Origin of the sequence: Streptomyces sp. NPDC006529 (assembly GCF_040611795.1) — a bacterium.
In the GTDB taxonomy this organism is placed as follows: domain Bacteria; phylum Actinomycetota; class Actinomycetes; order Streptomycetales; family Streptomycetaceae; genus Streptomyces.
Genome location: NZ_JBEXPB010000051.1, coordinates 1 through 20,893 on the forward strand (window position 1 = coordinate 1; position 20,893 = coordinate 20,893).

22 protein-coding genes are annotated in these 20,893 nt (G+C 72.4%); 10 read left to right on the top strand and 12 right to left on the bottom strand.

Annotated elements, in window-relative coordinates:
- The first annotated feature begins 209 nt into the window (after window positions 1-209).
- Window positions 210-1,220, top strand: coding sequence for a terpene cyclase (locus ABZY31_RS26740; protein WP_356414945.1), 1,011 nt, complete (start codon window positions 210-212; stop codon window positions 1,218-1,220).
- 39 nt (window positions 1,221-1,259) lie between these two features.
- On the opposite strand, the gene ABZY31_RS26745 is transcribed toward ABZY31_RS26740, so the two are convergent.
- Window positions 1,260-2,297, bottom strand: a complete 1,038-nt coding sequence (locus ABZY31_RS26745) for a PP2C family protein-serine/threonine phosphatase (RefSeq protein WP_356414947.1) — start codon at window positions 2,295-2,297, stop codon at window positions 1,260-1,262.
- Window positions 2,298-2,585: 288 nt separating this feature from the next.
- Here ABZY31_RS26745 and ABZY31_RS26750 point away from each other — a divergent pair, with 288 nt between their 5' ends.
- Complete coding sequence (locus ABZY31_RS26750) at window positions 2,586-3,320, top strand: alpha/beta hydrolase (RefSeq protein WP_356414950.1); 735 nt, start codon at window positions 2,586-2,588, stop codon at window positions 3,318-3,320.
- Window positions 3,321-3,481: 161 nt separating this feature from the next.
- Window positions 3,482-3,991, top strand: coding sequence for a GNAT family N-acetyltransferase (locus ABZY31_RS26755; RefSeq protein WP_356414953.1), 510 nt, complete (start codon window positions 3,482-3,484; stop codon window positions 3,989-3,991).
- Between the two features lie 52 nt (window positions 3,992-4,043).
- On the opposite strand, the gene ABZY31_RS26760 is transcribed toward ABZY31_RS26755, so the two are convergent.
- Window positions 4,044-4,493: a PRC-barrel domain-containing protein gene (locus ABZY31_RS26760; RefSeq protein ID WP_356414956.1), complete on the bottom strand. Its 450-nt coding sequence runs from the start codon at window positions 4,491-4,493 to the stop codon at window positions 4,044-4,046.
- Window positions 4,494-4,644: 151 nt separating this feature from the next.
- Complete coding sequence (locus ABZY31_RS26765; RefSeq protein ID WP_356414958.1) at window positions 4,645-5,106, bottom strand: hypothetical protein; 462 nt, start codon at window positions 5,104-5,106, stop codon at window positions 4,645-4,647.
- 224 nt (window positions 5,107-5,330) lie between these two features.
- Here ABZY31_RS26765 and ABZY31_RS26770 point away from each other — a divergent pair, with 224 nt between their 5' ends.
- The 4 genes from ABZY31_RS26770 (at window position 5,331) to ABZY31_RS26785 (ending at window position 9,615) form a co-directional block, all read left to right on the top strand.
- Entirely contained in the window at window positions 5,331-5,963 is a 633-nt protein-coding gene (locus ABZY31_RS26770; RefSeq protein WP_356414961.1) for a hypothetical protein, read from the top strand.
- A gap of 302 nt (window positions 5,964-6,265) precedes the next feature.
- Entirely contained in the window at window positions 6,266-6,517 is a 252-nt protein-coding gene (locus ABZY31_RS26775) for a hypothetical protein (RefSeq protein WP_356414964.1), read from the top strand.
- Between the two features lie 111 nt (window positions 6,518-6,628).
- Entirely contained in the window at window positions 6,629-7,372 is a 744-nt protein-coding gene (locus ABZY31_RS26780) for an alpha/beta hydrolase (RefSeq protein WP_356414966.1), read from the top strand.
- A gap of 107 nt (window positions 7,373-7,479) precedes the next feature.
- Window positions 7,480-9,615, top strand: coding sequence for a transglycosylase domain-containing protein (locus ABZY31_RS26785; protein WP_356414969.1), 2,136 nt, complete (start codon window positions 7,480-7,482; stop codon window positions 9,613-9,615).
- Window positions 9,616-9,627: 12 nt separating this feature from the next.
- Here the strand turns inward: ABZY31_RS26785 and ABZY31_RS26790 are convergent, their stop codons facing one another.
- The 4 genes from ABZY31_RS26790 to ABZY31_RS26805 all read right to left on the bottom strand — a co-directional run bounded on the left by ABZY31_RS26790 (window position 9,628) and on the right by ABZY31_RS26805 (window position 12,068).
- Window positions 9,628-9,975: a hypothetical protein gene (locus ABZY31_RS26790; RefSeq protein ID WP_356414971.1), complete on the bottom strand. Its 348-nt coding sequence runs from the start codon at window positions 9,973-9,975 to the stop codon at window positions 9,628-9,630.
- Window positions 9,972-10,211: a hypothetical protein gene (locus ABZY31_RS26795; RefSeq protein WP_356414974.1), complete on the bottom strand. Its 240-nt coding sequence runs from the start codon at window positions 10,209-10,211 to the stop codon at window positions 9,972-9,974. Before ABZY31_RS26795 ends, ABZY31_RS26790 begins: the two co-directional genes overlap by 4 nt.
- A 182-nt stretch (window positions 10,212-10,393) precedes the next feature.
- The gene (locus ABZY31_RS26800) at window positions 10,394-11,287 is read right to left on the bottom strand and encodes a DUF2716 domain-containing protein (protein WP_356414977.1); all 894 of its coding nucleotides are present in this window, start codon (window positions 11,285-11,287) and stop codon (window positions 10,394-10,396) included.
- 505 nt (window positions 11,288-11,792) lie between these two features.
- Window positions 11,793-12,068 carry a hypothetical protein gene (locus ABZY31_RS26805; protein WP_356414979.1) on the bottom strand — a complete coding sequence of 92 codons (276 nt, stop codon included), beginning with the start codon at window positions 12,066-12,068 and terminating at the stop codon, window positions 11,793-11,795.
- A gap of 231 nt (window positions 12,069-12,299) precedes the next feature.
- Here ABZY31_RS26805 and ABZY31_RS26810 point away from each other — a divergent pair, with 231 nt between their 5' ends.
- Window positions 12,300-12,563: a hypothetical protein gene (locus ABZY31_RS26810; RefSeq protein WP_356414982.1), complete on the top strand. Its 264-nt coding sequence runs from the start codon at window positions 12,300-12,302 to the stop codon at window positions 12,561-12,563.
- A gap of 274 nt (window positions 12,564-12,837) precedes the next feature.
- On the opposite strand, the gene ABZY31_RS26815 is transcribed toward ABZY31_RS26810, so the two are convergent.
- The 3 genes from ABZY31_RS26815 to ABZY31_RS26825 form a co-directional block, all read right to left on the bottom strand.
- Window positions 12,838-13,593 carry an MBL fold metallo-hydrolase gene (locus ABZY31_RS26815; RefSeq protein WP_356414985.1) on the bottom strand — a complete coding sequence of 252 codons (756 nt, stop codon included), beginning with the start codon at window positions 13,591-13,593 and terminating at the stop codon, window positions 12,838-12,840.
- Between the two features lie 93 nt (window positions 13,594-13,686).
- The gene (locus ABZY31_RS26820; protein ID WP_356414988.1) at window positions 13,687-14,670 is read right to left on the bottom strand and encodes a helix-turn-helix domain-containing protein; all 984 of its coding nucleotides are present in this window, start codon (window positions 14,668-14,670) and stop codon (window positions 13,687-13,689) included.
- 153 nt (window positions 14,671-14,823) lie between these two features.
- Entirely contained in the window at window positions 14,824-16,236 is a 1,413-nt protein-coding gene (locus ABZY31_RS26825) for an NAD(P)/FAD-dependent oxidoreductase (protein ID WP_356414990.1), read from the bottom strand.
- Window positions 16,237-16,496: 260 nt separating this feature from the next.
- Between ABZY31_RS26825 and ABZY31_RS26830 the strand changes: the two genes are divergently transcribed.
- Window positions 16,497-17,327: an alpha/beta hydrolase gene (locus ABZY31_RS26830; protein WP_356414993.1), complete on the top strand. Its 831-nt coding sequence runs from the start codon at window positions 16,497-16,499 to the stop codon at window positions 17,325-17,327.
- Window positions 17,328-17,349: 22 nt separating this feature from the next.
- Here ABZY31_RS26830 and ABZY31_RS26835 read toward each other — a convergent pair whose 3' ends face one another.
- On the bottom strand, window positions 17,350-17,871 hold the full coding sequence (locus tag ABZY31_RS26835) for a DUF3291 domain-containing protein (protein ID WP_356414996.1): 522 nt from the start codon (window positions 17,869-17,871) through the stop codon (window positions 17,350-17,352).
- 32 nt (window positions 17,872-17,903) lie between these two features.
- On the bottom strand, window positions 17,904-18,644 hold the full coding sequence (locus ABZY31_RS26840) for a transcriptional regulator (protein ID WP_356414999.1): 741 nt from the start codon (window positions 18,642-18,644) through the stop codon (window positions 17,904-17,906).
- A 211-nt stretch (window positions 18,645-18,855) separates the two neighbouring features.
- Here ABZY31_RS26840 and ABZY31_RS26845 point away from each other — a divergent pair, with 211 nt between their 5' ends.
- The gene (locus ABZY31_RS26845) at window positions 18,856-20,817 is read left to right on the top strand and encodes an FAD-dependent oxidoreductase (protein ID WP_356415001.1); all 1,962 of its coding nucleotides are present in this window, start codon (window positions 18,856-18,858) and stop codon (window positions 20,815-20,817) included.
- Window positions 20,818-20,893 lie beyond the last annotated feature (76 nt).

The window sequence follows — 20,893 nt, forward strand, 5'->3', positions numbered from 1 at the left end:
AACCAGGAGAAGATCGCCAAGAAGTACAAGATCACCACCGAACAGCTCGACACCTGGAAGAAGAACTACCTCGACGGCGACTGGCTCGCCCTCACCACCGGTGTCTAGTGCGGTGTCCGGCAGGCGTCCTTGTCCGCCGGCGGGCGCCGTGCCACCCTCCGAAGCCGGTGCGGGACTGCGCCGCCCCGCGCCGCCCGCACGGAGGACACATGCCCCAGGACGTCGAGTTCCACCTGCCCTTCCCGGTCGCCCTCAGCCCCGACCTGGAGGCGGCGCGGCAGCGGAACCTGGCGTGGGTCGCGGAGACCGGGCTGGTCGGGGAGGGCCGTTCGCTGCGGTGGTACGCGTCGTGGGACATGCCCCGCCTGGCCGCCCTGGGCTTTCCCTGCGCCCGGGGCACCGCGCTGGACCTGTGCGCGGACGCGATGGCGTTCTTCTTCGTCTTCGACGACCAGTTCGACGGAGCGCTGGGCCTCGATCCGGCCCGGTCCGCGGCGGTGTGCCAGAGGCTGATCGACATCGTCCACGGCGCTCGTCCCGGCGCCGGCGCGGACGGGTGCTCGACGGCGTTCGCCGACCTCTGGGCGCGCTGCGCCGACGGCGCCGCTCCCGGCTGGGCGGCGCGGTGCGCGCAGGCATGGGAGTACTACTTCGCCACCCAGGCCCACGAGGCCGTGGGCCGCCTCCGCGGGACACCCGGCGACCGGGAGACCTATCTCCAGGTCCGCCGCGGCATCGCGGGCACCGACCTGCCGCTCTGCCTGGGCGAGAGGACCGCCGGCATCACCGTTCCGCCGGCCGCCTTCCACAGCCCGCAGCTGCGGATCATGCGCCGGGCCGCCATCGACGTCACGTTCATGTGCAACGACGTCTACTCCCTCGAAAAGGAGGAGGCGCGCGGCGACATGGACAATCTCGTCCTCGTCATCGAGCACGAACGGCGCTGTACGCGCGCGGAGGCCGTCGAAGAGGCACGCGCCGAAGTCCACCGGCTCGTCGCACGGTTCGTGGAACTGGCCCCCCAGGTCCCCGGGCTGTGTTCCCAACTCGGTCTGGACGCAGGGGAACGGGCCGCGGTGGAGGCGTACGTCGAGACCATGGGCGCGTGGATGAGCGGCTACCACGCCTGGCAGACCCGGACCCACCGCTACACGGACGCGCCCCGGGTCCGGCCCCCCACCGGGCCCGGCTACTTCGACCAGGTGCTCGGGGCGCCGTGAGCCCGCGCGGGTCCCCGCAGAACCGGCGCGGGTAGAAGCTCACGACGCACGTAGACGTACGGCGAGTGCGGCGATGTCGTCGTCGAGGCGCCCCCTGCTGTAGCGGAGGAGGTCGCGGTGCAGCGCGGTGAGCAGTTCGCGCGGCGGCGTCGGGGGCTGGCGGCCCATCCAGGCCGCCAGCGGGAAGAACTCGCCGTCGCGGGCGCGGGCTTCGGCGATCCCGTCGGTGTACAGGAGCAGCAGGTCGTCGACGGCGAACTCGAAGGTGTCCACGGAGTACTGATCACCGATCAGCTCGGCGAGGCTGAGCAGCGGCGAGGGGCTGACCGAGTCCAGGACGCGCAGGCCCGTACGGCTCGAGAGTAGTGGCGGCGGGTGCCCGCAGTTGAGGATGCTGATGCGGCTGCCCTCGTGCGGAATCTCGACGAGGAGGGCCGTGGCGAAGCGCTCCATCGGCCCCTCGGGGGGAAACCCGGCGTTGTAGCGGGTGCTGCTCGCGTCCATTCTCCGTGCCACCTCGACCAGGCCGGTCTCGCCGTAGGCCGCTTCCCGGAAGGCGTTGACGATGGCGGCGGCCGCCCCCACGGCCGGCAGGCCCTTGCCCCGCACGTCCCCGATGAGGAGCCTCACCCCGTGGGGCGTGTCGACCACCTCGTAGAAGTCCCCGCCGATGCGCGCCTCGGCCGCGGCCGCGAGGTACAGCGACTCGATCTCGATGGTGCCGATGCGATGCGGCAGGGGGCTCAGCACCACCTGCTGCGCGGCCTCGGCGACGAGCCGTACCTGGAAGAGCGTACGTTCCCGCTCCAGCCGGGCGTGGCTCCCGTACGCGGCCGCGACGGTGACCGCGATGATCCCCGCCGCCGTCCACCAGGTCCCCAGGTCGGGGAAGACGAGGCTGAGGCCGATCATCAGGAGCAGGCAGACCGTCCCGAGCAGGACGGTCGGCAGGACCGGCCACATGGCGGCGGCGAGCGCCGGCGCCGCCGGGAGGAGGCGGCTGAAGGCCATCTCCGGCGGGGTGGCGTAGGCCAGGCCGGCGATGACGACGGTCAGGACGACCGGCGACAGTCGCACAAGTCTTCCCGGCTCGGGGCGCCGACGAAGCCGCGGCCGTCCGGACTCGATCACATCACCCAGACTATCCGCGCATAACGGGTAAAGCGCTCTGGCCGGTGAGGGGGCCGCAAACCCGTTGGCGGAGCGGGGTGAGCGCTGCTACCTTTCCGGAAGCCGTGCAAGAGACCGAGGAGGTGGTACCCGTGAACGCAGTAACGACATGGGTGCTCCCCTCCGGGGTCACGGTCGGGCGATAGGCAGGTCGTCCGGGAGCGCCGTTCCAGTGCACTCCCGAAAGGCACGACCATGCATTTCACTTCCGAGCAGCGCCTCGACGACGGCGTCCTCGAACGCAGGTTCACCCTCGGTGACGTTCCCGGCATCCTCTGGACGCCCGCTTCCGCGCCCGCGCCGACACCCCTGATCCTCCTCGGCACCCCTCCCCTCGGGCTGAGCGCGATGCGCCCGCGGCTGGTGGAACGGGCCCGGCAGTCCGCCGCGGACGGCTTCGCCTCGGCCACGCTCGAACTCCCCGGAAGCGGGGACCGGCCCCGGCTGCCCGTCGTCGATCAGGCCCGGGCCGACCTGAGGCGGGCCCTCCAGGCCGGTGAGCCGGTCGGTGACGAGATCGTCGACGCCCTCGTCCTCCCCCTGGTCGACGAGGCGGTCCCGGAATTGCGGGCCGCCCTGGACGCCCTCCTGTCGCTGCCCGGGATCGACGGTCCGGTCGGGTACTCGGGCGGCGTGATCTCCATCGGCATCCGGCTGGCGGCGGTCGAGCCGCGCATCGCGGCCGCCACGCTCTTCGCCGGCAGCTTCGTGCCCCGCAGCTCCTTCGAGGAGGCCGGGCGGGTCACCGTCCCGCTGCACGTCCTGCTCCAGTGGGACGACGAGGGGAACGACCGGCAGGCGGCCCTGGACCTGTTCGACGCCTTCGCCTCCAAGGAGAAGACCCTGCACGCCAACATGGGCGGCCACACCGGCGTCCCCCGGTACGCCGGAGACGCCGCGGCCCAGTTCTTCGCCCGGCACCTGAAGTGACCCCGCGGGCCCCTGCCGCACCCCGGCAGGGGCCCGCACCCCACCGGTCCACCGGAAGCCGCGCAGCCGGTCGCCCCGCAACGGGCCTGTGGCGTGGCGTCCTTGGAGGCTGCCGCGTGAGCGCGGGGGCCTTGGCGGGCAGGCCGGCGGAGGGCGAGAGAGTGCGTTTGCGTGATGTGCAGTCGGGCGATGTCGAGGCCTACGTGCGGATGCGGTGCGACCCGGCCATGATGGCCGACCTCGGGGGCCCGCTTCCCGCGGAGGGGATGGCGGAGAAGGTCGCGCGCGATGTCGGGAGCGCCGCCGGGGGAAGCCAGTGGATCAAGATGATCCTCCCCGACGGGAACGACCCGGCGGTCGTGGCGGGGACCGTGACCCTGTGGTCGCACGAGGAAGGCGGCCGGCTGATCACCGAGATCGGCTGGATGGTGCTGCCCGCCTTCCAGGGGCGGGGCCTGGGCAAGCGGGCCGTCCGCACGCTGCTCGAACTGGCCCGGGGAGAGGACCGCTGGGGAGAGGTGCACGCGTTCCCCGCGACGACCAACGGCCCGTCGAACGGCATCTGCCGGTCGCTCGGCTTCCGGCTCCTGGGCGAAGAGGACGTCACCTTCGCCGACCGCGTCCTGCGCACCCACCATTGGGTCATCGACCCCCGCACCGAGCTGACGTGACACCCCGGCCGGGGGGCGGGGCAGGTCGCCCCCCGGACGCCGGGCCAGGGGGTCACTCCCCCGGCCGCACCGGGCGCAGGCGGGAGGCGGCGTGCTCCTGGCCGGTCGTGCCCTCGCGGATGGCGCTCGCCCGGTCCATCGCGCTCCAGCCCGTACCGCTCTCCGCGTTGACCTCGTCGCGCGGGTCGCGCACGCCGTAGTGGCCGAACAGCTGCTGTTCCTCCGCCACGGAGAGCACGCTGCCGCAGTCCAGCGCCGCACAGGGCGCCTGCTCGATCATCGCCACCGGGTACGGGACCACCACGACCCCGTCCTCCAGCTCGGCCCGGCGCAGCGGAACGAACACCCCGCCCAGGCCCGAGGCCGGGTCGGTGATCCGGGCCCACTCGGGCCTCCCGGTGGTGTCGTCCACCAGGAGGTACTCCACGCGGCCCACGTGCTGGCCCTGGTCCGTCCGCATCGTGTAGCCGGTCAGGGACGAGAGCTGTTCCTGAGTGATCACTGCTGCTCCTTGCCTCGCTGTCGAGCGTGCCGTCATGCCCCGGCTACCCGCCCGAGCCGACGGGAAGCACCCGGGCCGCCCGCGAACGACGGCCGCCCCCGGCCGGAGGTTCCGGCCGGGGGCGGCTGTGGTCACAGGGAAGCGGGTGGGCTCACAGACCGCCCCCGGTGTACGTGTCGTAAAGGTCCAGGAGGTCCTCCTCGGCGTCGAGCCGGACGCCGGGCGGCATCCGGCACACCAGCGCCGTCAGGCGGAGCAGGGCGTTCAGCCCCGGCAGCCGGTCCTGGCCGGGCACCGGCTCGGCCCCGGGCCACTCCGCGGCGAGCGCCCGCAGGCAGTCCCGCCGGGCGCGCACCGCGTCCGTGTCCGGCCGGTCGTCGCTCACGTGCCACGCGCGGAGGACCGGCACCGGCCGGCACGCGGCGACCAGGCTCCGGCGCAGCTCCGGGTCCGCGTCCTGCCACGAGGCGGGGAGGGGCAGGCCGGCCAGGGCCGTCCCCGCCGCCTCCTCCGCCTCGCGCAGGCGGTCCGCGGCCAGGCCCAGCACGGTCAGCCCGTAGGGGGGCCGGTCGTGCCAGTGCAGCAGGCACACGGTCCGCGGGCGGTCCGTCACACGCACATCTCGCTCTTGCCCTGCAGGTAGTGCTTGTCGTAGTTGTAGACGGTGCCGTAGATCCGGTGCCCGGAGCCGTGCGGGCCGCTCGCGATCATGAAGCAGGCCGGCCCTCCGCAGGCCGACCCCTCCGCGGGCCAACGGCGAGGGCGACGGCGGCTGTCGAGCGTCACAGACCGGTCACAGTGCCCACACAGCGGCTCCACTCAGCCGAATATGGCACGATGCGCACACATCACACCACCGCCCTGTTCGCGGCCGTCGCCGCCCTGGCCCTCACCGCCTGCGGTCCGCAGAGCACGACGACCTCGAACAAGCCCGCCACTGCCCCGGGCGCGGCGACGTCGACGCCCGCGGGCAGCGCCCCCGCCGCCACGAAGGCCGCCGCTCTCCCGAACCTCGTCGGCAAGGGTCTGCAAACCGCCCAGGACGAGGCGCAGGCCGCCGGGTTCTACACCTTGAAGTCCCACGACGCGCTCGGCCGCGACCGCCGCCAGGCCCTCGACCGGAACTGGAAGGTGTGCTCGCAGACCCCCGCCGCCGCGGCGAGCGTCGACACCCGCACCACCGTCGACTTCGGGACGGTCAAGCTCGAAGAGACCTGCCCCGCGACCGACGCGCCGGGCCCGAAGCCCGCCGGGGACACCATGCCCAACTTCGTCGGCCGGGGCATGAAGGCGGTCCGCGGCGCCCTGCCCTCCAACGCGAGCATCACCGTGAAGGACGCGGTGCAGAGCCGCGTGGTGCTCCAGGAGTCGAACTGGAAGGTGTGCACGCAGGACCCCAAGCCCGGCGCCGCCCTGACCGGCCGGCCCGTGTCCTTCACGGTCGCCAAGATCGAAGAGACCTGCCCCTGATCTATGGCCTCGGCACGCCGGTCGCCGGCCGACCCGGGCCGGAACGGGCCGGTCCGTCCGTTCCGGTCCGGGATCTTCGGCCCCGCGCCGGAAGGAACCGAAGTTCCGAACGCCCGCGGACGCACTGCGGAAGAAACCTTGAGGGTGCTGATCGCGGGCAGCGCCGGATTCTGAGGGGCACCGACTACCCCACCCGCGACGGGTCCGGCATCCGCGACTGCATCCACGTCTGGGGCCTCGCCGCCGCCCACGTCAAGGCCGTCCGGAACTTCGACGCCATCACCCGCGACGAGCCGTACCGCGTGATCAACCTCGGCACCGGCCGCGGCACCACCGTCCGCGAACTCGTCACCGCCTTCGAAGCGGTGACCGGTACCCCCCTCCCCACCACGGAGACCGCCCGCCGCCCCGGCGACACGGCCGGCGCCTTCGCGCGCGTCGCCCTCGCCGGCGAACTCCTCGGCTGGAAGGCCGAACACACCCTGGAAGACGGCATCCGCGACTCCCTGCGCTGGTACGCACGGCGCGACAGCGCCCTCGGCACGACGGACTGACCCGACGGCCCGGCCACGAACACCATCGGCCCGTCCCGGCGCCGCGTGATGACCTGTCCAGGACCGGAGATACGCTCACTGACCTGACACCGATCCGAGGGGGCGGGCGAGTTGGCCGCTGTGGTGCTCGTTCACGGCCTGTACCACCGTCCGGAGCACTTCGACGCGGTCGCGGAGCGCCTGCGGGCCGCTGGGATCGAAACTGTCGCGCCCGAGCTGCACCGCGGCTCGTTGCGCGCTGACACAGCCGCCGTTCAGGCCGCCGTCGACGCACTGCCGGAGCCTGCGATCGTCCTCGGTCATTCCTACGGAGGGTCGGTGATCACGGGGGTGCGGGGCGCGGGGCACCTCGTCTACCTGGCGGCCTTCGTGCCGGACGCCGGTGAGAGCGCGGCCGGTCTGGGCGGCGCGTCCCCGCAGCTGCGGGACGCGATCGTCGCCGAGCCCGACGGTGCGACCAGCCTCCACCCCGAACGGGCCGCCCACGCCCTCTACGACGACTGCCCCGAACTCCTGGCCGCGCAGGCGATCGGCCTTCTGCGTACGCAAGCCCCCGGCTGCGGACGGGGAGTCCCGGAGCACCACGGCTGGAAGCACACCCCCTCGACGTACGTCGTCTGCGCACATGACCGCGCCATCGACCCGGGCCTCCAGCAACGGATGGCCGCGCGCTGCACCGAAACGCGCGAGTGGCACACCGGCCACTCTCCCTTCGTAGGGCGACCGGACCTCATCGTGGAACTCCTACGGGAACTGCGGGCGACCCCTGCTCGGCCCAGGCCCCCGCGCAGCCGCCCTGGTGACTCCCCCGTCCCGCCCACGGGAAACGGACAGTCCACCCTCCCTGTCATATAAGGAGATTTAGTGAACCACCCAACCACTACCGTCAGATGATCATCTCTCCGGTCGAGTCCGTCACCGCCCCGAAGTGACGGATCGCGACCGAGGAGGTCCGCATCCCCATGAGGCTGCCCCGAAAACGCCGCGCGGCTCGAACCGCCCGTACGGACGACCCCAGCAGCCCGGAGCGCAGGGAAGCGCCGGACCGCGCCCGGTCCCGCACGCGCCGAGGGATGCGCCGCGGGGCGGACCACGGGACGAGCCACGGTACGGACCGCGAGACGGCCACGGATCGAAGAAAGAGCCACGGGTCAGGCAGCCGTAAGGCCCGGCGCCGCCTCATCGACTTCCCCCGGCACGGCCGACGCGGCCGGCGCCGCTGGACACCCTCCTGGAAGCTGGCCTCCGGCCTCTTCCTGCTCTTCACCGGCGCCCTCGCCGGCCTCTTCACCGCCATCTACCTACAGGTCGAGATCCCGGACGCACACGATTCCGCGCGGCGGCAGGCCACCGTCTACTACTGGGCGGACGGCAGCCGGATGGTGAGCGTCGGCGAGGTGAACCGGCAGGACGTGCAGCTCTCGCAGGTGCCCGAATCCGTCCAGGCCGCTGTCATCGCGGCCGAGAACGCGGACTTCTACAGCGACTCCGGCGTTTCCGTGACGGGCATCGGCCGCGCCGCCCTCAACATCGTCAAGGGCAAGGAGACGCAGGGCGGTTCGACGATCACGCAGCAGTACGTGAAGAACACCTACCTGAGCCAGGACCAGACCGTCCAGCGAAAGATCAAGGAACTCTTCCTCTCCCTCAAGGTCAGCAACCAGCGGCCCAAGGCAGAGATCCTGGAGGGGTACCTCAACACCTCGTGGTTCGGCCGCGACGCGTACGGCGTCCAGGCCGCCGCCTACGCGTACTACGGCATCCCCGCCAAGGACCTGGACCCCAGCCAGGGCGCCCTGCTGGCCGCTGTCCTCAAAGGCGCGGAGAGCTTCGATCCGTCCCTCGGCGCCAACAACCACAAACGCGCCGAAGACCGCTGGGCATGGATTCTCGACCGGCAGGTCGCCACGGGTTCGATGAGCGCCGGGGAACGCGCGAAGTACACGCGGTTCCCCGAGCCGAAGCCTCCCGCCAAGCCGACCAGCCAGGCCGGTCAGACCGGCTACCTGGTCGACATCGCCAACAAGTACCTCAAGAGCCGCGGCGGGATCACGGACAAGGATCTGGCGAGCGGCGGCTACGCCGTGCACACCACCTTCGAGAAGGACAAGGAAGTCGCGCTCACCAAGGCCGTCGAGCAGGTGCGCGCGGAGCGGCTCGACCCGAAGAAGCGCGCGGAGGACCAATTCGTGCAGGTCGGCGCCGCCTCGATACGCCCCAAGGACGGAGCGGTCGTCGCCGTCTACGGGGGCTCGGACGCGATCGAGCACTTCACCAACAACGCGGACACGTCCGGCGTCCCCGCGGCCTCGGCGTTCAAACCCTTCGTGTTCGCCGCCGCCCTGGAGGCGGAGTCCGTCGGCGGCGAACGCTCCGCCGACGGCGAGGGCCCGGCCCCCCGCAAACCCGGGGCGATCCGGCCGAGCGGGCCGGGGACGGCAGCTGCAGAGCTCCACAAGGCCCTGGTGAGCTCCGACCACACGCCGTTCGTGGAGGCCGGGAAGAAGATCGGGCTGAAGGCGGTCAAGGAGCTCGCGGTCTCGTCGGGGCTGCGCGAGGACAGCATGGCCAAGCTGGAGCCGACCTTCTCCATCGGCACCTCCACCCCCAGCGCCGTGCGGCTGGCCAGCGCCTACACGACCTTCGTCAACCAGGGCCGGGCCACCGAGCCCTACTCGGTGACCAGGGTCGAGCGGCACGGCGTCGCGGTGGACGGCCTGGGCGCGGCGAAACCGCGCCGGGCGATGAGTTCCGACGCGGCCTCGATCGTCGGCTCCGCCCTCCGCGAAGTGGGCTGGCGCGTCGTCGGACCGCCGAAGGACCAGCGGACCCACGTCCCGTTCATGGCGGGCGGAACCGGTCCGAACGACCGCATGAACTCGGCCTGGTTCATCGGCGCGACGACGGAACTGAGCACCTCGGTCGTCATGTTCCGTACGAAGCCCGACGTGCCGCAGCTGCTCCCCATGCAGGGAGTGGGCGGCCCGGATTCCGCGCGGGGCAGCGCCTTCCCTCCGCTGATCTGGGAGGCGTACACCGACGTGGCCGCGCCCGCGCCACCGCCCCAGGCGGGGAGCGGCCCCCGGATCAGCCCGTGATGCTCGCGCGGCTCACTCCTCCGGCTGCTCACCGGGCTCCTCACCCGGACCACCCTCCGCCCCGGTGATCACGAACGCGCCGCCCGCCCACCGCACTCTCACCTCGCGCACCCCGCCGGGCCCCTCCTGAGCGGCCTTCCACAGCCGGAGCCGGCCGAGCCGGCTCCAGCCGGTGGTGCGCCAGTGGCCGTGGGAATCGATCCGCAGCGTGAGGGCGAACAGCTCGGCCCGCAGCTCGGCAGCGCCCGTGGCGGGGCGATGGGCGAGCCGGTTGTACGTCCGGATCCAGTCCTGCTGCAGTCGGACCAAGTCCTCGGGGAAGGCATGTACGGGTCGCGCCGCACCCTCGTCGGGGCTCACGCGGCAGCGGCCCACCCACGGGCGCGCGCCTGCCGTCGCAGCTCCGCCCAGGTACCGCGCGAACCACCGGGCGCGGTCCAGTGCGGATGCGCATGAAGCCGACAGGAGAGGACGACCAGGCGCCGCCGAAGCACGGTCGTACCGACCCCGGAGGGCGCCTGGGCCAAGGCGGCGTACGCATCGAGCCACGAGCCCTGGAGCGCCACCAGGTCATCGGGGAAGCGGAACAGTTCCATCCACCAAGTAAAACATGTGTTCGAATTCCCTGGCGAGGCGGACGCGCGACTCCGACCTACGTAGCGTGCACGACGTGGTGTCCGCCGGTGCAGCCGAGGGTGAGCACCTCATCAGGCGGTCTCGGCAGATGATCCCGGCGCCGGGGTGCTCGTGGAGCCATGCGGCGACCGTGCCGGTGCGCTCAGTGGCGGTGCCTGACCGGCTCTCCGAGCAGGTCGGTCAGCTCCGCCTCGACGGCGGCGAGCAGTGTCGGCCCCCAGACGGTCAGTGCCAGTTCCCAGGGGTGTCCGAAGGTGCCCAGGCGCAGGTCGTGCGTGAGATGTAGGTAGTAGTCGCCGTTGGGGTACGTGCCCTTGCCGGGCCGGGGTGGCCGTCCGGGGGAGTCGGTGCGGCGGGGGTCGTAGCGGTAGCCGTCATGCTGCCAGTCCGGCCAGCACACGAGCTCCCCGGGCTCGGTGGCGGCAAGGAGTCCGCGGCGGACGATCGCGTCGAGCTCCGCGGGGAGGTCCGGGGCGAGGCGGTGGTGGGAGTGCAGGTTCCAGACGGCCGAAGGGGAGGGATCTGTGATCGCGGGCCGGCATGTGGTGCCCGGCTTGAAGTTGAAGTCCGTGTAGAAGCGGTCCCACAACGGGCCGTCGTCGTGAAGCCAGTCGAGGAATCGTGCGGGACGCGTCGTCTCGCGGGCGCCCGGCGGGCTCCAATGGTAAGAGCGGACGGTGGCGGCCTCGCTGAACCCTGCCTCCAGGAGCCGCGCACGCAGAGGCCCATCGGCCTCCGCGAGGAGGGCCCTGCCCGACCAGAGCCTGCGCCATCCGTCCGTACAGACCGTGACGAAATCCGCGTCGTCCCGGGTCAGACCGCCCACGAGGGCGAAGGTACTGCGTCCTTCGGCATGCACCCAGGCGACGGCGACGACGAGGCCGTCCTCCAACAGGACCTCTATGAACACGCCACCGTAATCCGAGGCGCCGTCCGCGATCATCTCCGCGTAGGGCACCGCGTGGGGTCCCGTGGATCCGACGGCGACCTTCCACGCCCGCTCGGCCTGATCCCGTACGCCGTACAGGTTGCACACCCCCTGCCGGGGCGGCTCCGCCGGACGGTCGGCCGCTTCTGCGGGCGGGGTACCGCGCTCCTCATCGGGCAGGGGCCCGGCGAGTCATGCCCGCACACCTTCCACTCCACCGGCTCACCGCGTTCCGCGAACGCCTCCTGCTGGACGCGCACCAGCCCGGCGATGTCCGTCCCGGGCACGAGGGGGGAGTGCTCGACGGTGCCATGCGTCCCGTAGTACCGGCGCACGACCGGCCCCTCGGCATCGACCACCACCCCGACCGGGTGCCACTCAGGCACCCGGCCCCGCAGCCTGTTCCACTCCGCCCACCGCTCGCACAGCTCCATGATCGGAGCTTAAGCGGGCCGAAAGGCACTCCAGCGACCGGACTCTGGACGGCCATATCGGGGCAAAACTCCACCATCCAAACACTCATGGACACAGGTCAGGACAGCACCCCGGCGGAAGAGCCAACGAGCGCGACGGGGTGAGCTGCTCGAATCGCTCGGCCATGTCCTCCAGCCAGTCACGCGATTCCAGCAGCGAGGCCACCACCCGCGCGGCGGTCTCCTGCGCCTCTCCCGCCGAATGCGCATCGCAGTACCAAGCGGCGACAGGTCCGCCATTGTGGGTCGCCCGGTCCCAGCCGCAGGCCCAGTTTTCCGTAGCGCGAGGCCAGGAGCGTGGTCACCTCGTCGATGAAGCGGAAGTTCTCCGTCCGTTCGGCATCGGCAGGAGGTGTCATCCGGGCGACCAGCGCCGTGATGCGGGCCGCCTCGTCGTCCCATGCTGTCGAGATCACGCTCCCGGTGGCTCGCGCCGGACAGCAGCCTCGGGGACGGACCGGTGCTGGCGGTCTACTACACCTCCTAGCCCGCGATGGACCGTGAGGGCGCTGTCATGGGCCGGAACCGCGCCGGAGGCGCCACTATGCGGCCTACGGATCCGGCCGAGCCCGCCTCGACCGAGCCACGTACGCCCGCGCGCGAAATCGGAGATGCCGGCTCCTGGCCCGCGCAGGCAGGATCTCTCCATGTCGACCGACGTCAGCGGAATGATCGAATGCCGGGTGCGTTCTCCGCCTGCGGTGGGGCCCCACTACGCACACGGGACCACCTGGTTGCCCCGGGCCGAGCTGGACACCACGGACTGGCAGGAGACCAACGACTCAGGCACACGAACCCGCGCCTCGGCCGCAGGAACCGACATCGACCGGGGCCGGGTCTGGAGCGTCATGCGCATCCTCAGCGAGGTCCACGGAGCCGAGAACGTACGCCTTGTCGTTTGGTTCGACTGACTCGGGGCTGCGTACCCGCTTGGCCATACTGCCCAGCTGCGACGCTCCGTCTACCGGGCGGTCGAGCACGCGCGCGAGCGGGCCGTACGCGACGTACGGCCCGCCACGTGCGGCGGCGGGGCACGGCTGGCACGGCCCGCGCGGCCCGGGCCGACGGGAGCGGTCCCCGGCCGACCGCGTCCCGGATCCGCCGCGACCGCGTGTGTCGGCGTCCCTTGGTACGGCTGGTGCGCCTGCTACGCCTGGGGCAGGGAGGCGGACGGCCTGCGGGCGCTCACGGTCGGATGGTGGCGCGGGTGGTGATCCGGCCGGCCGCTTCGAGGCGGGACAGGCGGTCGGACTCTCCGTCGGCCCAGCGTCGGACGCGGTCGGGTTCCAGCGGGGCTCCGTGGCCGACGTGGAGTCTGGTGGGGTTGAGGGCGAGCATCTCGCGGAGGCTGGTGAGGTTGCGCTGCGGGTCGTCGTGGAAGGGCGGATTGGCCGGTCTGCCCGGGATGAGGCCCATGAAGGAGTTCGCCACCAGGTCACCGGCGACCAGATCCCCGTCATCGGTGAGGACGGAGACCGACCCGGCGGTGTGTCCGGGCGTGGGCATGATGCGGGCCGCGATGCCGAAGTCCTCCAGGGATGTTTCGCCGTGGATCAGGACGTCCGGGTCGAGGGGTTCTGCTTGGACGTGCAGGTCCTTGCTCCGGTTCATGATGCGTCCCATCGGGCCGGTGGGCAGGTACGGTTCGCGGACGCGGCCGCTGCGGTACGGTCCGAGGTCCGCGACGTGGCCGGCGACCGGGGCGCCCGTGAGGCGGTGCAATTCGGCCGCGGAGCCGAAGTGGTCGATGTGCCCGTGCGTGATGACGATCAGCGAGACGTCCCGGGGGTCCACTCCGTGCGCGGTGACGCGGTCGTAAATCTTCCGACCGCTGCCGGGTGTCCCGGCGTCGACGATCACCGGCCGTCGGCCCAGGAGCAAGTAGGCGTTGATGGCCGTTCGGCCCATGACCGGGATGGGGATGACCTTCGTACGGGACATGGCGTCCTCCATGAGGTGAGTGACGGATGCGGCCCTCGCGGGCGTGCCGGAAATCCGCCGGGCGACCGGCGGCCGGGGCGGGTGTGCAGGTGGCTAGCGGAAGCGGCGCCGGTATTCGGCGGGAGTGGTGCCCAGGCGGCGTTGGAAGGAGCGGTGCAGCGTCTCCACCGAGCCGAGACCGCTGGCGGCGGCGATCTCCGGCAGGCTGCCGTCGCTCTCCTCCAGCAGTCGGCGGGCCGCTTCGAGGCGGGCGGATTCCACGTAGGCGGCCGGCGTGCCGTCGGTGCGGAGCCGGAACAGCCGGGAGAAATGGCGCACGCTGAGGTGCGTCCGTGCGGCCAGGGCTTCCGTGGAGAGGTCGTCGGTGAGGTGGTCGGCGATCCACACGCGCAGCTCGTCGATCCGGTCGCCCGACGCGGCCGGGGCGGACAGCGGGACGCTGAACTGGCTCTGCCCGCCGGAACGTTTGACGTACATGACCATCATCCGCGCGGTGGACAGGGCGAGTGCCTGGCCGTGGTCCTCGGCGACCATCGCCAGCGCCATGTCGAGCCCGGAGGTGACACCGGCGCAGGTCCACACGCTCCCGGACCGGATGAAAATGGGGTCCGGATCCACGGTGACCCGCGGATGGTCGGCGGCCAGCCGGGCAGCGGTGAGCCAGTGGGTCGTGGCGGACCGGCCGTCCAGCAGACCCGCCGCGGCCAGCAGGTGCGCTCCCGCGCAGATCGACCCGGTCCGGCGCGTCGGCGGCGCCGCATCGCGCAGCCAGGCGGTGACCGCACCGTCGATCACGGGCTCCACCCGGTCGCCGACCATGGTGACCGCACCGGCCACGAGCAGCGTGTCGACCCCGCCGCGCACCTCGTCGAGCGCCAGGTCCGCCATCAGCCGTACGCCGCTGGAGGTGGCCACCGGGCCACCGTCGGCCGTGGCGATCCGTACGAGGTACCCGCGGCGGTCGGGGCCGGCGACCCGCGTGGCGACCGAGAACACCTCGGCCGGGCCGGTGACGTCGAGGAGTTCGGCACCGGCGAAGGCCACGATGACGACCGTGTGCGGGAGGGGTAGGGGCATGCTCTGATCATTTCGGCCGACCATGATGGCCGCAATGACGAGGTTCTGTCAGATTCGGCCACGGCCCGCTGTGCGATGGATCCGTCGGACACCGCTGCCGTCGGCTTTCTGGGGCCGACCGCACGCGCGCCGCCGGGCCCGGCTCCGCCCGGACTATCCCGCGGGCCGCGTCCCCTCGGCGGCCGCGCCGGCGGCGGCCCGGCGGTGCCTGATGTTGACGGCGGCAGCCTTGGCCAGGGCCAGCGGGTTCAGGAAGCGCTGCGGACTGATCACGCGAGTGCCGAACAGGTACATGTGCCGTGCCATCGCCTCGTCGCGCGCCGCCGCCGAGAACATCAGCCGTTCCCCGGGGTTGAAGGGGCGGGATCTGGCGTAGTCGGCGGCCAGGGCCTGATGGCCGCGCAGCCGGCGCCGGTGCCTGCGGGCGTACGCGGTGAGCGACCGGTCGAGGTGGGCGACGTCGGCGGGGCCGACGGGGCCCGCGACCGCGGGATCGCCCACCACCGCGGGAGCGACCGCCTCCGCCAGCCATCGGGCGGACTCCAGGGCCCATCCGCAGCCCACTCCCCACAAGGGGTCGCCGGTGAGGGCGGCGTCCCCGATCAGCGCCACGCCCGGCGCCGTCGGCCTGCGGCTGACGAGCGGGTAGTCGACAGTCCCGATGATCTTGCTGACCCGCTCGGCGGAGTCGATGGGCGGCGCCTGCGGAAGCGCGCGGACGAAGGCGAGAAAGCTGCCCTCCAGGTCTTCCCGGAAGGCCGGCAGCCACTGCTTGTCGGGCAGCACCGCGAGGACCGTGACACCGTCGTCGTTCGGGAACGCGTACGCCATGTCCGGTTCCAGGAACCAGGTCTGGCCGATCCCGCCGGCCAGCGGAAGCCCGCGGAAGTGCGCGAGGTAGCCGAACCGGCCGTTCTCGTGCAGCCGGGTGGGGACCCCGGCGAGCTTCGCCACGGCCGAGTCCCTGCCGTCCGCGCCGACCACGAGGCGGGCCCGGATATCGCGCTCGCCCACCCCCGTCGACGCACGCACCCCTACGGTCCGCCCGGCTTCCCGGACCAGAGCGGTCACCCGGTGGCCGAGGAGCAGGTCCACGCCCGGGGTGCCGGCCGCCCAGGACCTGATGAGCGGGTCGAGGACGCTGCGACGGATGTTGTAACCGTACGGCAGCGCGGGGCCCGCCGCCGCGGCCTTCGGCTCGATCCAGCCCCAACGCGTGTACCAACGCGCCTCGTTGCGGACGGCTCCCGCCTTCTCCAGGTCGGGTACGAGGCCGAGTTCGGCCAGCACCGGATGGGCGTTGGCCGTCAGCGAGTGGGTGCACAGCACCTTGTACGCGTCCGGGTCCGAGCGGCGTTCCAGGAGAGCGACGCGGGCACCGCGTCGGGCGAGCAGGATCGCCGCGGCGCTGCCCGCCAGGCCGGCTCCGCTGATGACGACGTCGTAGTCGGGTCCCGCACCGTCCGGGCTGGTCATGTGCTGGTGGCCCCCTTCGGGGTCCGTGCCGTCGGCGGGTGGCGGGTGCGGCCACCCGGGGAGGGCGAAGTGGCGAAGTGTCAGGGGCATGGCGAACTGTAGTACCTCCGAACCGCTTACTGAATGCCCGTCAGTGATCCGCCATGCGCTGCATGTTGGGGAAGTCCGCGCGGACTGCACACGCACGAAGGCGCCCCTTCGGCATGCTCGGTCTCGGGCATGCCCGGATGGCCGGCGCACGACACCGCGCAGCCGTCCCCGCCATGACCTCGCCGGTAATGGCCCGGCCCGGGACACCGGGCGAGGATGGTGCCACGCCCCCACAACCGCCTCGCGAAGGGACCTCCGTCATGCCGTACTTCGAGTCCACGGCCGATCACGCCCGCCTCCACTTCGTCGACTACGGTCCGGCGAGCGGCCCGGCCATCGTCTTCGTCAACAGCTCCTACTTCAGCAGCGAGATGTGGGAGTACCAGATGCTGCCGCTGGCGGCCGAGGGGTTCCGGTGCGTCGGCTTCGACCGCAGGGGGCACGGCAGGTCGGAGGACGCCTGGGGCGGCTTCGACCTCGATACGCTGGCCGGGGACCTGGGCGCCCTGCTCGACCACCTGGACCTGCTCGACGTCACGTTGGTGGGGCACTCGTTCGGCAGCGTCGAGGTCGTCCGCCACCTGACCCTCGCGGGCGGCCGACGGGTGGCCCGGGCGGTTCTCGTCAGCGGGGTCGCACCGGGCCCGGCCCGGTCCGCGGACCACCCGGAGGGCCTGGACCCGGAGCTCGTCCGCGCGTTCAACGAGACCTTCCGGCAGGACCGCGCGAAGTTCTTCACCGACGGGGCGGACGCCTTCTTCGCCCGCGGGCTTCCGGGCCCCGCGGTGTCGGACGCGTACGTGGCGCACATGGTGAACCTCTGCCAGGGGGCGACGGCACGGGCCGGGACGGCCCTCAACGACCTGCTGGTCACGCTGAACCTCGCACCGGAGATGGCGAAGATCGACTGCCCGGTCCTGGTCGTGCACGGCTCGGCCGACGCCTCCGCCCCGATCGAACTCACGGGCCGCCGCGCAGCCGCGCTGATCCCGGGCGCGACGCTCCACGTGTACGAGAACGCGGGCCACGGACTGTTCGCGACGCATGCGGAGCGCCTCAATGACGACCTGCGCACCTTCGCCCGTACGTGAGCAGCCCCGGGCACCTCGCAGGTCAGCCGGCCTGTCCCCCGCACGCGGGGGTGAGGGCGGCCCGAGGGTGGTGGGCCGCCTCGGCCGCGGTATGGGCGGAGGCGAAGGTGAACGCGCGGGGGGACGGCCCGTGCGCCCGTAGCTCCGCCAGCCGTTCCAGGGCCTCATCGACGGTCGGGCGATGGCCGGCCGGGACCCACCAGAGCACCAGGTGCGCCTCGACGTGCCGTTCGAACCACGCACGCCGCCCCTGCATCGCCTCCAGGTGCCCGCTGCGGTAAACGAAGTCCCACAGCGCTTCCCTGGTCTCCCACACCGACAGGGTGACGATGACGTTCTCCCCGGCGGGGCGCATGCCGGTGGCGTCGGCCGCGCCCTCCTCGACGAGACGCCACACGAAGCCGGGAGCGCCGTCGGCGGCGCTGTTGACCGGGTCGAGCATCTCGACGAACGGCGCGACGCGCGGGTCGTCGAGGGGGAACCGGATTGTGGCGACGTTGAGTTGGGCAAGGTGGGCCGGCTGCGGGGACGCTGATGCGGTCATGGCCTCATCCCAGCACGGCCTCCATTTCTATGTCAATGTTCATTGTTGATAGAAGCTTGGAGCACCACGCAGCACTCCCCCGGCCGGGCATCCATGCGCGCCCGTACCGGGCCGTCCACGCCGATCAGTCCCTCCAGCAGAGCGAGGTTCATGCCGCAGACGAGGGGCGGGAAGCGCTCGGCAACGGCATGGAAAGGGCAGTTGCGCATGCGGACGACGGGGGCGGCCGGGGAGACCGGGCAAGGCGTCCCCACCTCGTCGGCCACCGCCCCATACCCCGCCGCCTCATCGGGGTCACTACTTCCCGCCCGCTCCAGGTGGGGTTCGTAGCCGCGCGAGGCCAGCACCTCCATGGCCTCTTCGAGCCCCGCGCAAGGCGCCGCCGCACCGCGCAGGGCCTCGCCCCTCCGCCGCGCGGCCGCGCGCAGCCCGGCGTCGAGCCCGGCCTCCTCCGCCGCCTCGGCGAGCAGTTCGGCGGCGGTGCGGTAGTCGCGGGCGGGCAGCGACACCGACCGCTCGGTCCGCGCCCGCGTGTACACCTTGGCGGGGCGGCCCGCCCCGGGCCCCGTACGCCCGGTCAGGCGGCGGGAGCCGCTGTCGAGCAGCCCGGCCTCGGCCAGCCTGTCCAGATGGTGCGCGGCGAGCGTGCGGGCCACCCCCGCCGCCTCGGCGGCCTCGTTGCGGCCGACCTCCCGGCCCTGCGCGGCGACGTACTCGTACAGGCGGCGGCGTACCGGGTCCTGCAACGCCGCGATCGCTTCGATGTCCTCCATCCGGCCATTCTAGAAACAACGCGGATTGGAGATAGAGCCACTGCCGTACGACTGACCGGCTGCGCGATCCCCCGGTCGGGCCGACCCCAACGACCCCGGTCCGAAACCCAGTTCGTCAGCAGAACGGCGCCCGACCCACGTCCGGGTGGTCCTTGTCCCCACAGGGGCGTTCTGGCGGCTCCCGCAGGTTCGCGGCCGCGAGAGTTGCGCCATGATCATGGATCCCAAGGGCGACTCCGGTACCCCCGACGCCCCCGGCGACACCGCCCCCTCCCCCTCCCGTCAGCCCTCCCGCCGTACGGTCATCGCCGGCGCGGCCGCCGTCGCCACCGCCGCGGGAGTGACCGTCGCCGCCACCTCCGCCGGGACCTCGCAGGCCGCCCCCGCCGGCGCCGCGGTCACCGACTGGGGCACCTGCCTCACGATCGCCCGGGCCGTCCTCGTACGGGACGAGCACGACCAGCCGCTCGTGCCGCGCTACGCCGACATCCTGCTCAAGAACGGCCTGCCCCGCTCCCGCCGCCCCGCCAAGAAAGTGCTGGTCGTCGGCGCCGGGCCGGCCGGCCTCACCGCCGCCCACCTCCTGCGCGAAGCCGGCCACCAGGTCACCGTCATCGAGGCCAACGCCAACCGGGTGGGCGGCCGGATCAAGACCTTCCGCTCCGGCGGCCACGAGAAGGCGGCCCAGCCCTTCGCCGACCCGAAGCAGTACGCCGAGGCCGGCGCGATGCGCATCCCCGACAGCCACCCCCTGGTGACGGGGCTGATGGACGGCCTCGGCCTCAAGCGCCGGCGCTTCTACCTGGTGGACGTCGACGGGGCCGGCCGCCCCGCCTACCGGACGTGGATCTACGTCAACGGCATCCGCGTCCGCCGCGCCGACTACGCACGCGCTCCGCAGGCGCTCAACCGCTCCTTCGGCGTGCCGAAGGCCTACGAATCCCGCCCCGCCGCGCAGATCGTCCGCGACGCGTTCGCCCCCGTACGCAAGGAGATCGAGGGCAAGCAGGACAAGGAACTCGTCGAGGGCTGGGCGCGCGTCATCCAGCGCTACGGCCACATGTCGATGTATCGATTCCTGACGGAGGAGGCCAGGCTCGACGAGCGGACCATCGACCTGATCGGAACCGTCGAGAACCTCACCTCCCGCCTGCACCTCGCCTTCGTCCACAGCTTCATCGGCGCCTCGCTGATCAGCCCCGACACCGCCTTCTACGAACTGCCGGGCGGCACTGCCACGCTGGCCGACGCCATGTACGCCCGCGTCAAGGACCTCGTACGGCTGGACCGCCGGGCCACCCGCATCACGCACGGCGCCGGGGAGGTCTCCGTCGAGACCGTCTCCGAGGGCCGGGACGGCAGCCCCGTGCGGCGCGAGACCTTCACCGCCGACTCGGCCGTCATCACCGTCCCCTTCTCCGGGCTGCGCCACATCCCCATCGCCCCCGCCCTCTCGTACGGCAAGCGGCGCGCGGTCACCGAGCTGCACTACGACGCCGCCACCAAGGTGCTGCTCGAATTCAGCCGCCGCTGGTGGGAGTTCGACGAGGCGGACTGGAAGCGCGAGCTGGAGGAGGTGCGGCCCGGCCTGTACCGGCGGTACCAGACCGGGCAGACCCCGGCGGACGGCACCCTGCTGGGCGCCCACCCCTCCGTACCCGGGGGCCACATCTCCGCGGGCCAGCGCGCCCACTACGCGGCCTGCCGCGTGGTCACGCGCGACCAGCCCGAGGCGGCCGGCGTGGTCGGCGGCGGATCGGCGACCGACAACCCGAACCGCTTCATGTTCCAGCCCTCCTACCCCGTCGACGGCAGCCCCGGCGGCGTCATCCTCGCCTCCTACAGCTGGTCGGACGACGCCCTGAAGTGGGACTCCCTGGACGACGAGGAGCGCTACCCGCGCGCGCTGGCCGGGGTCCAGGAGGTGTTCGGGCAGCGCATCGAGGTGTTCTACACCGGCGTCGGGCGCACCCAGTCCTGGATGCGCGACCCGTACGCCTACGGCGAGGCGTCCGTCCTCCTGCCCGGCCAGCACACCGAGCTGTTCCCGCACGTCCGACGGGCCGAGGGCAACCTGCACTTCGCCGGATGCCACACCTCGATCAAGCCCGCGTGGATCGAGGGCGCCCTGGAGTCGGCGGTGCGGGCCGCACTGGAAGTGCACACGGCGTAGGCGCGCCACGGCGGCGCGGTCGGCGTGCGGCGGCGCGGTCGGCATGCGGCGGGTCCGATCGGCTTCCGGCGGGTAC

Bases quoted from the DNA above. Each gene is read 5' to 3' on its own strand.
- ABZY31_RS26740 (WP_356414945.1), top strand. From the start codon at position 210: ATGCCCCAGGACGTCGAGTTCCACCTGCCCTTCCCGGTCGCCCTCAGC.
- ABZY31_RS26750 (WP_356414950.1), top strand. From the start codon at position 2,586: ATGCATTTCACTTCCGAGCAGCGCCTCGACGACGGCGTCCTCGAACGC.
- ABZY31_RS26770 (WP_356414961.1), top strand. From the start codon at position 5,331: ATGCGCACACATCACACCACCGCCCTGTTCGCGGCCGTCGCCGCCCTG.
- ABZY31_RS26785 (WP_356414969.1), top strand. From the start codon at position 7,480: ATGAGGCTGCCCCGAAAACGCCGCGCGGCTCGAACCGCCCGTACGGAC.
- ABZY31_RS26795 (WP_356414974.1), bottom strand. From the start codon at position 10,211: ATGGAACTGTTCCGCTTCCCCGATGACCTGGTGGCGCTCCAGGGCTCG.
- ABZY31_RS26810 (WP_356414982.1), top strand. From the start codon at position 12,300: ATGTCGACCGACGTCAGCGGAATGATCGAATGCCGGGTGCGTTCTCCG.
- ABZY31_RS26815 (WP_356414985.1), bottom strand. From the start codon at position 13,593: ATGTCCCGTACGAAGGTCATCCCCATCCCGGTCATGGGCCGAACGGCC.
- ABZY31_RS26820 (WP_356414988.1), bottom strand. From the start codon at position 14,670: ATGCCCCTACCCCTCCCGCACACGGTCGTCATCGTGGCCTTCGCCGGT.
- ABZY31_RS26825 (WP_356414990.1), bottom strand. From the start codon at position 16,236: ATGCCCCTGACACTTCGCCACTTCGCCCTCCCCGGGTGGCCGCACCCG.
- ABZY31_RS26830 (WP_356414993.1), top strand. From the start codon at position 16,497: ATGCCGTACTTCGAGTCCACGGCCGATCACGCCCGCCTCCACTTCGTC.
- ABZY31_RS26835 (WP_356414996.1), bottom strand. From the start codon at position 17,871: ATGACCGCATCAGCGTCCCCGCAGCCGGCCCACCTTGCCCAACTCAAC.
- ABZY31_RS26840 (WP_356414999.1), bottom strand. From the start codon at position 18,644: ATGGAGGACATCGAAGCGATCGCGGCGTTGCAGGACCCGGTACGCCGC.
- ABZY31_RS26845 (WP_356415001.1), top strand. From the start codon at position 18,856: ATGATCATGGATCCCAAGGGCGACTCCGGTACCCCCGACGCCCCCGGC.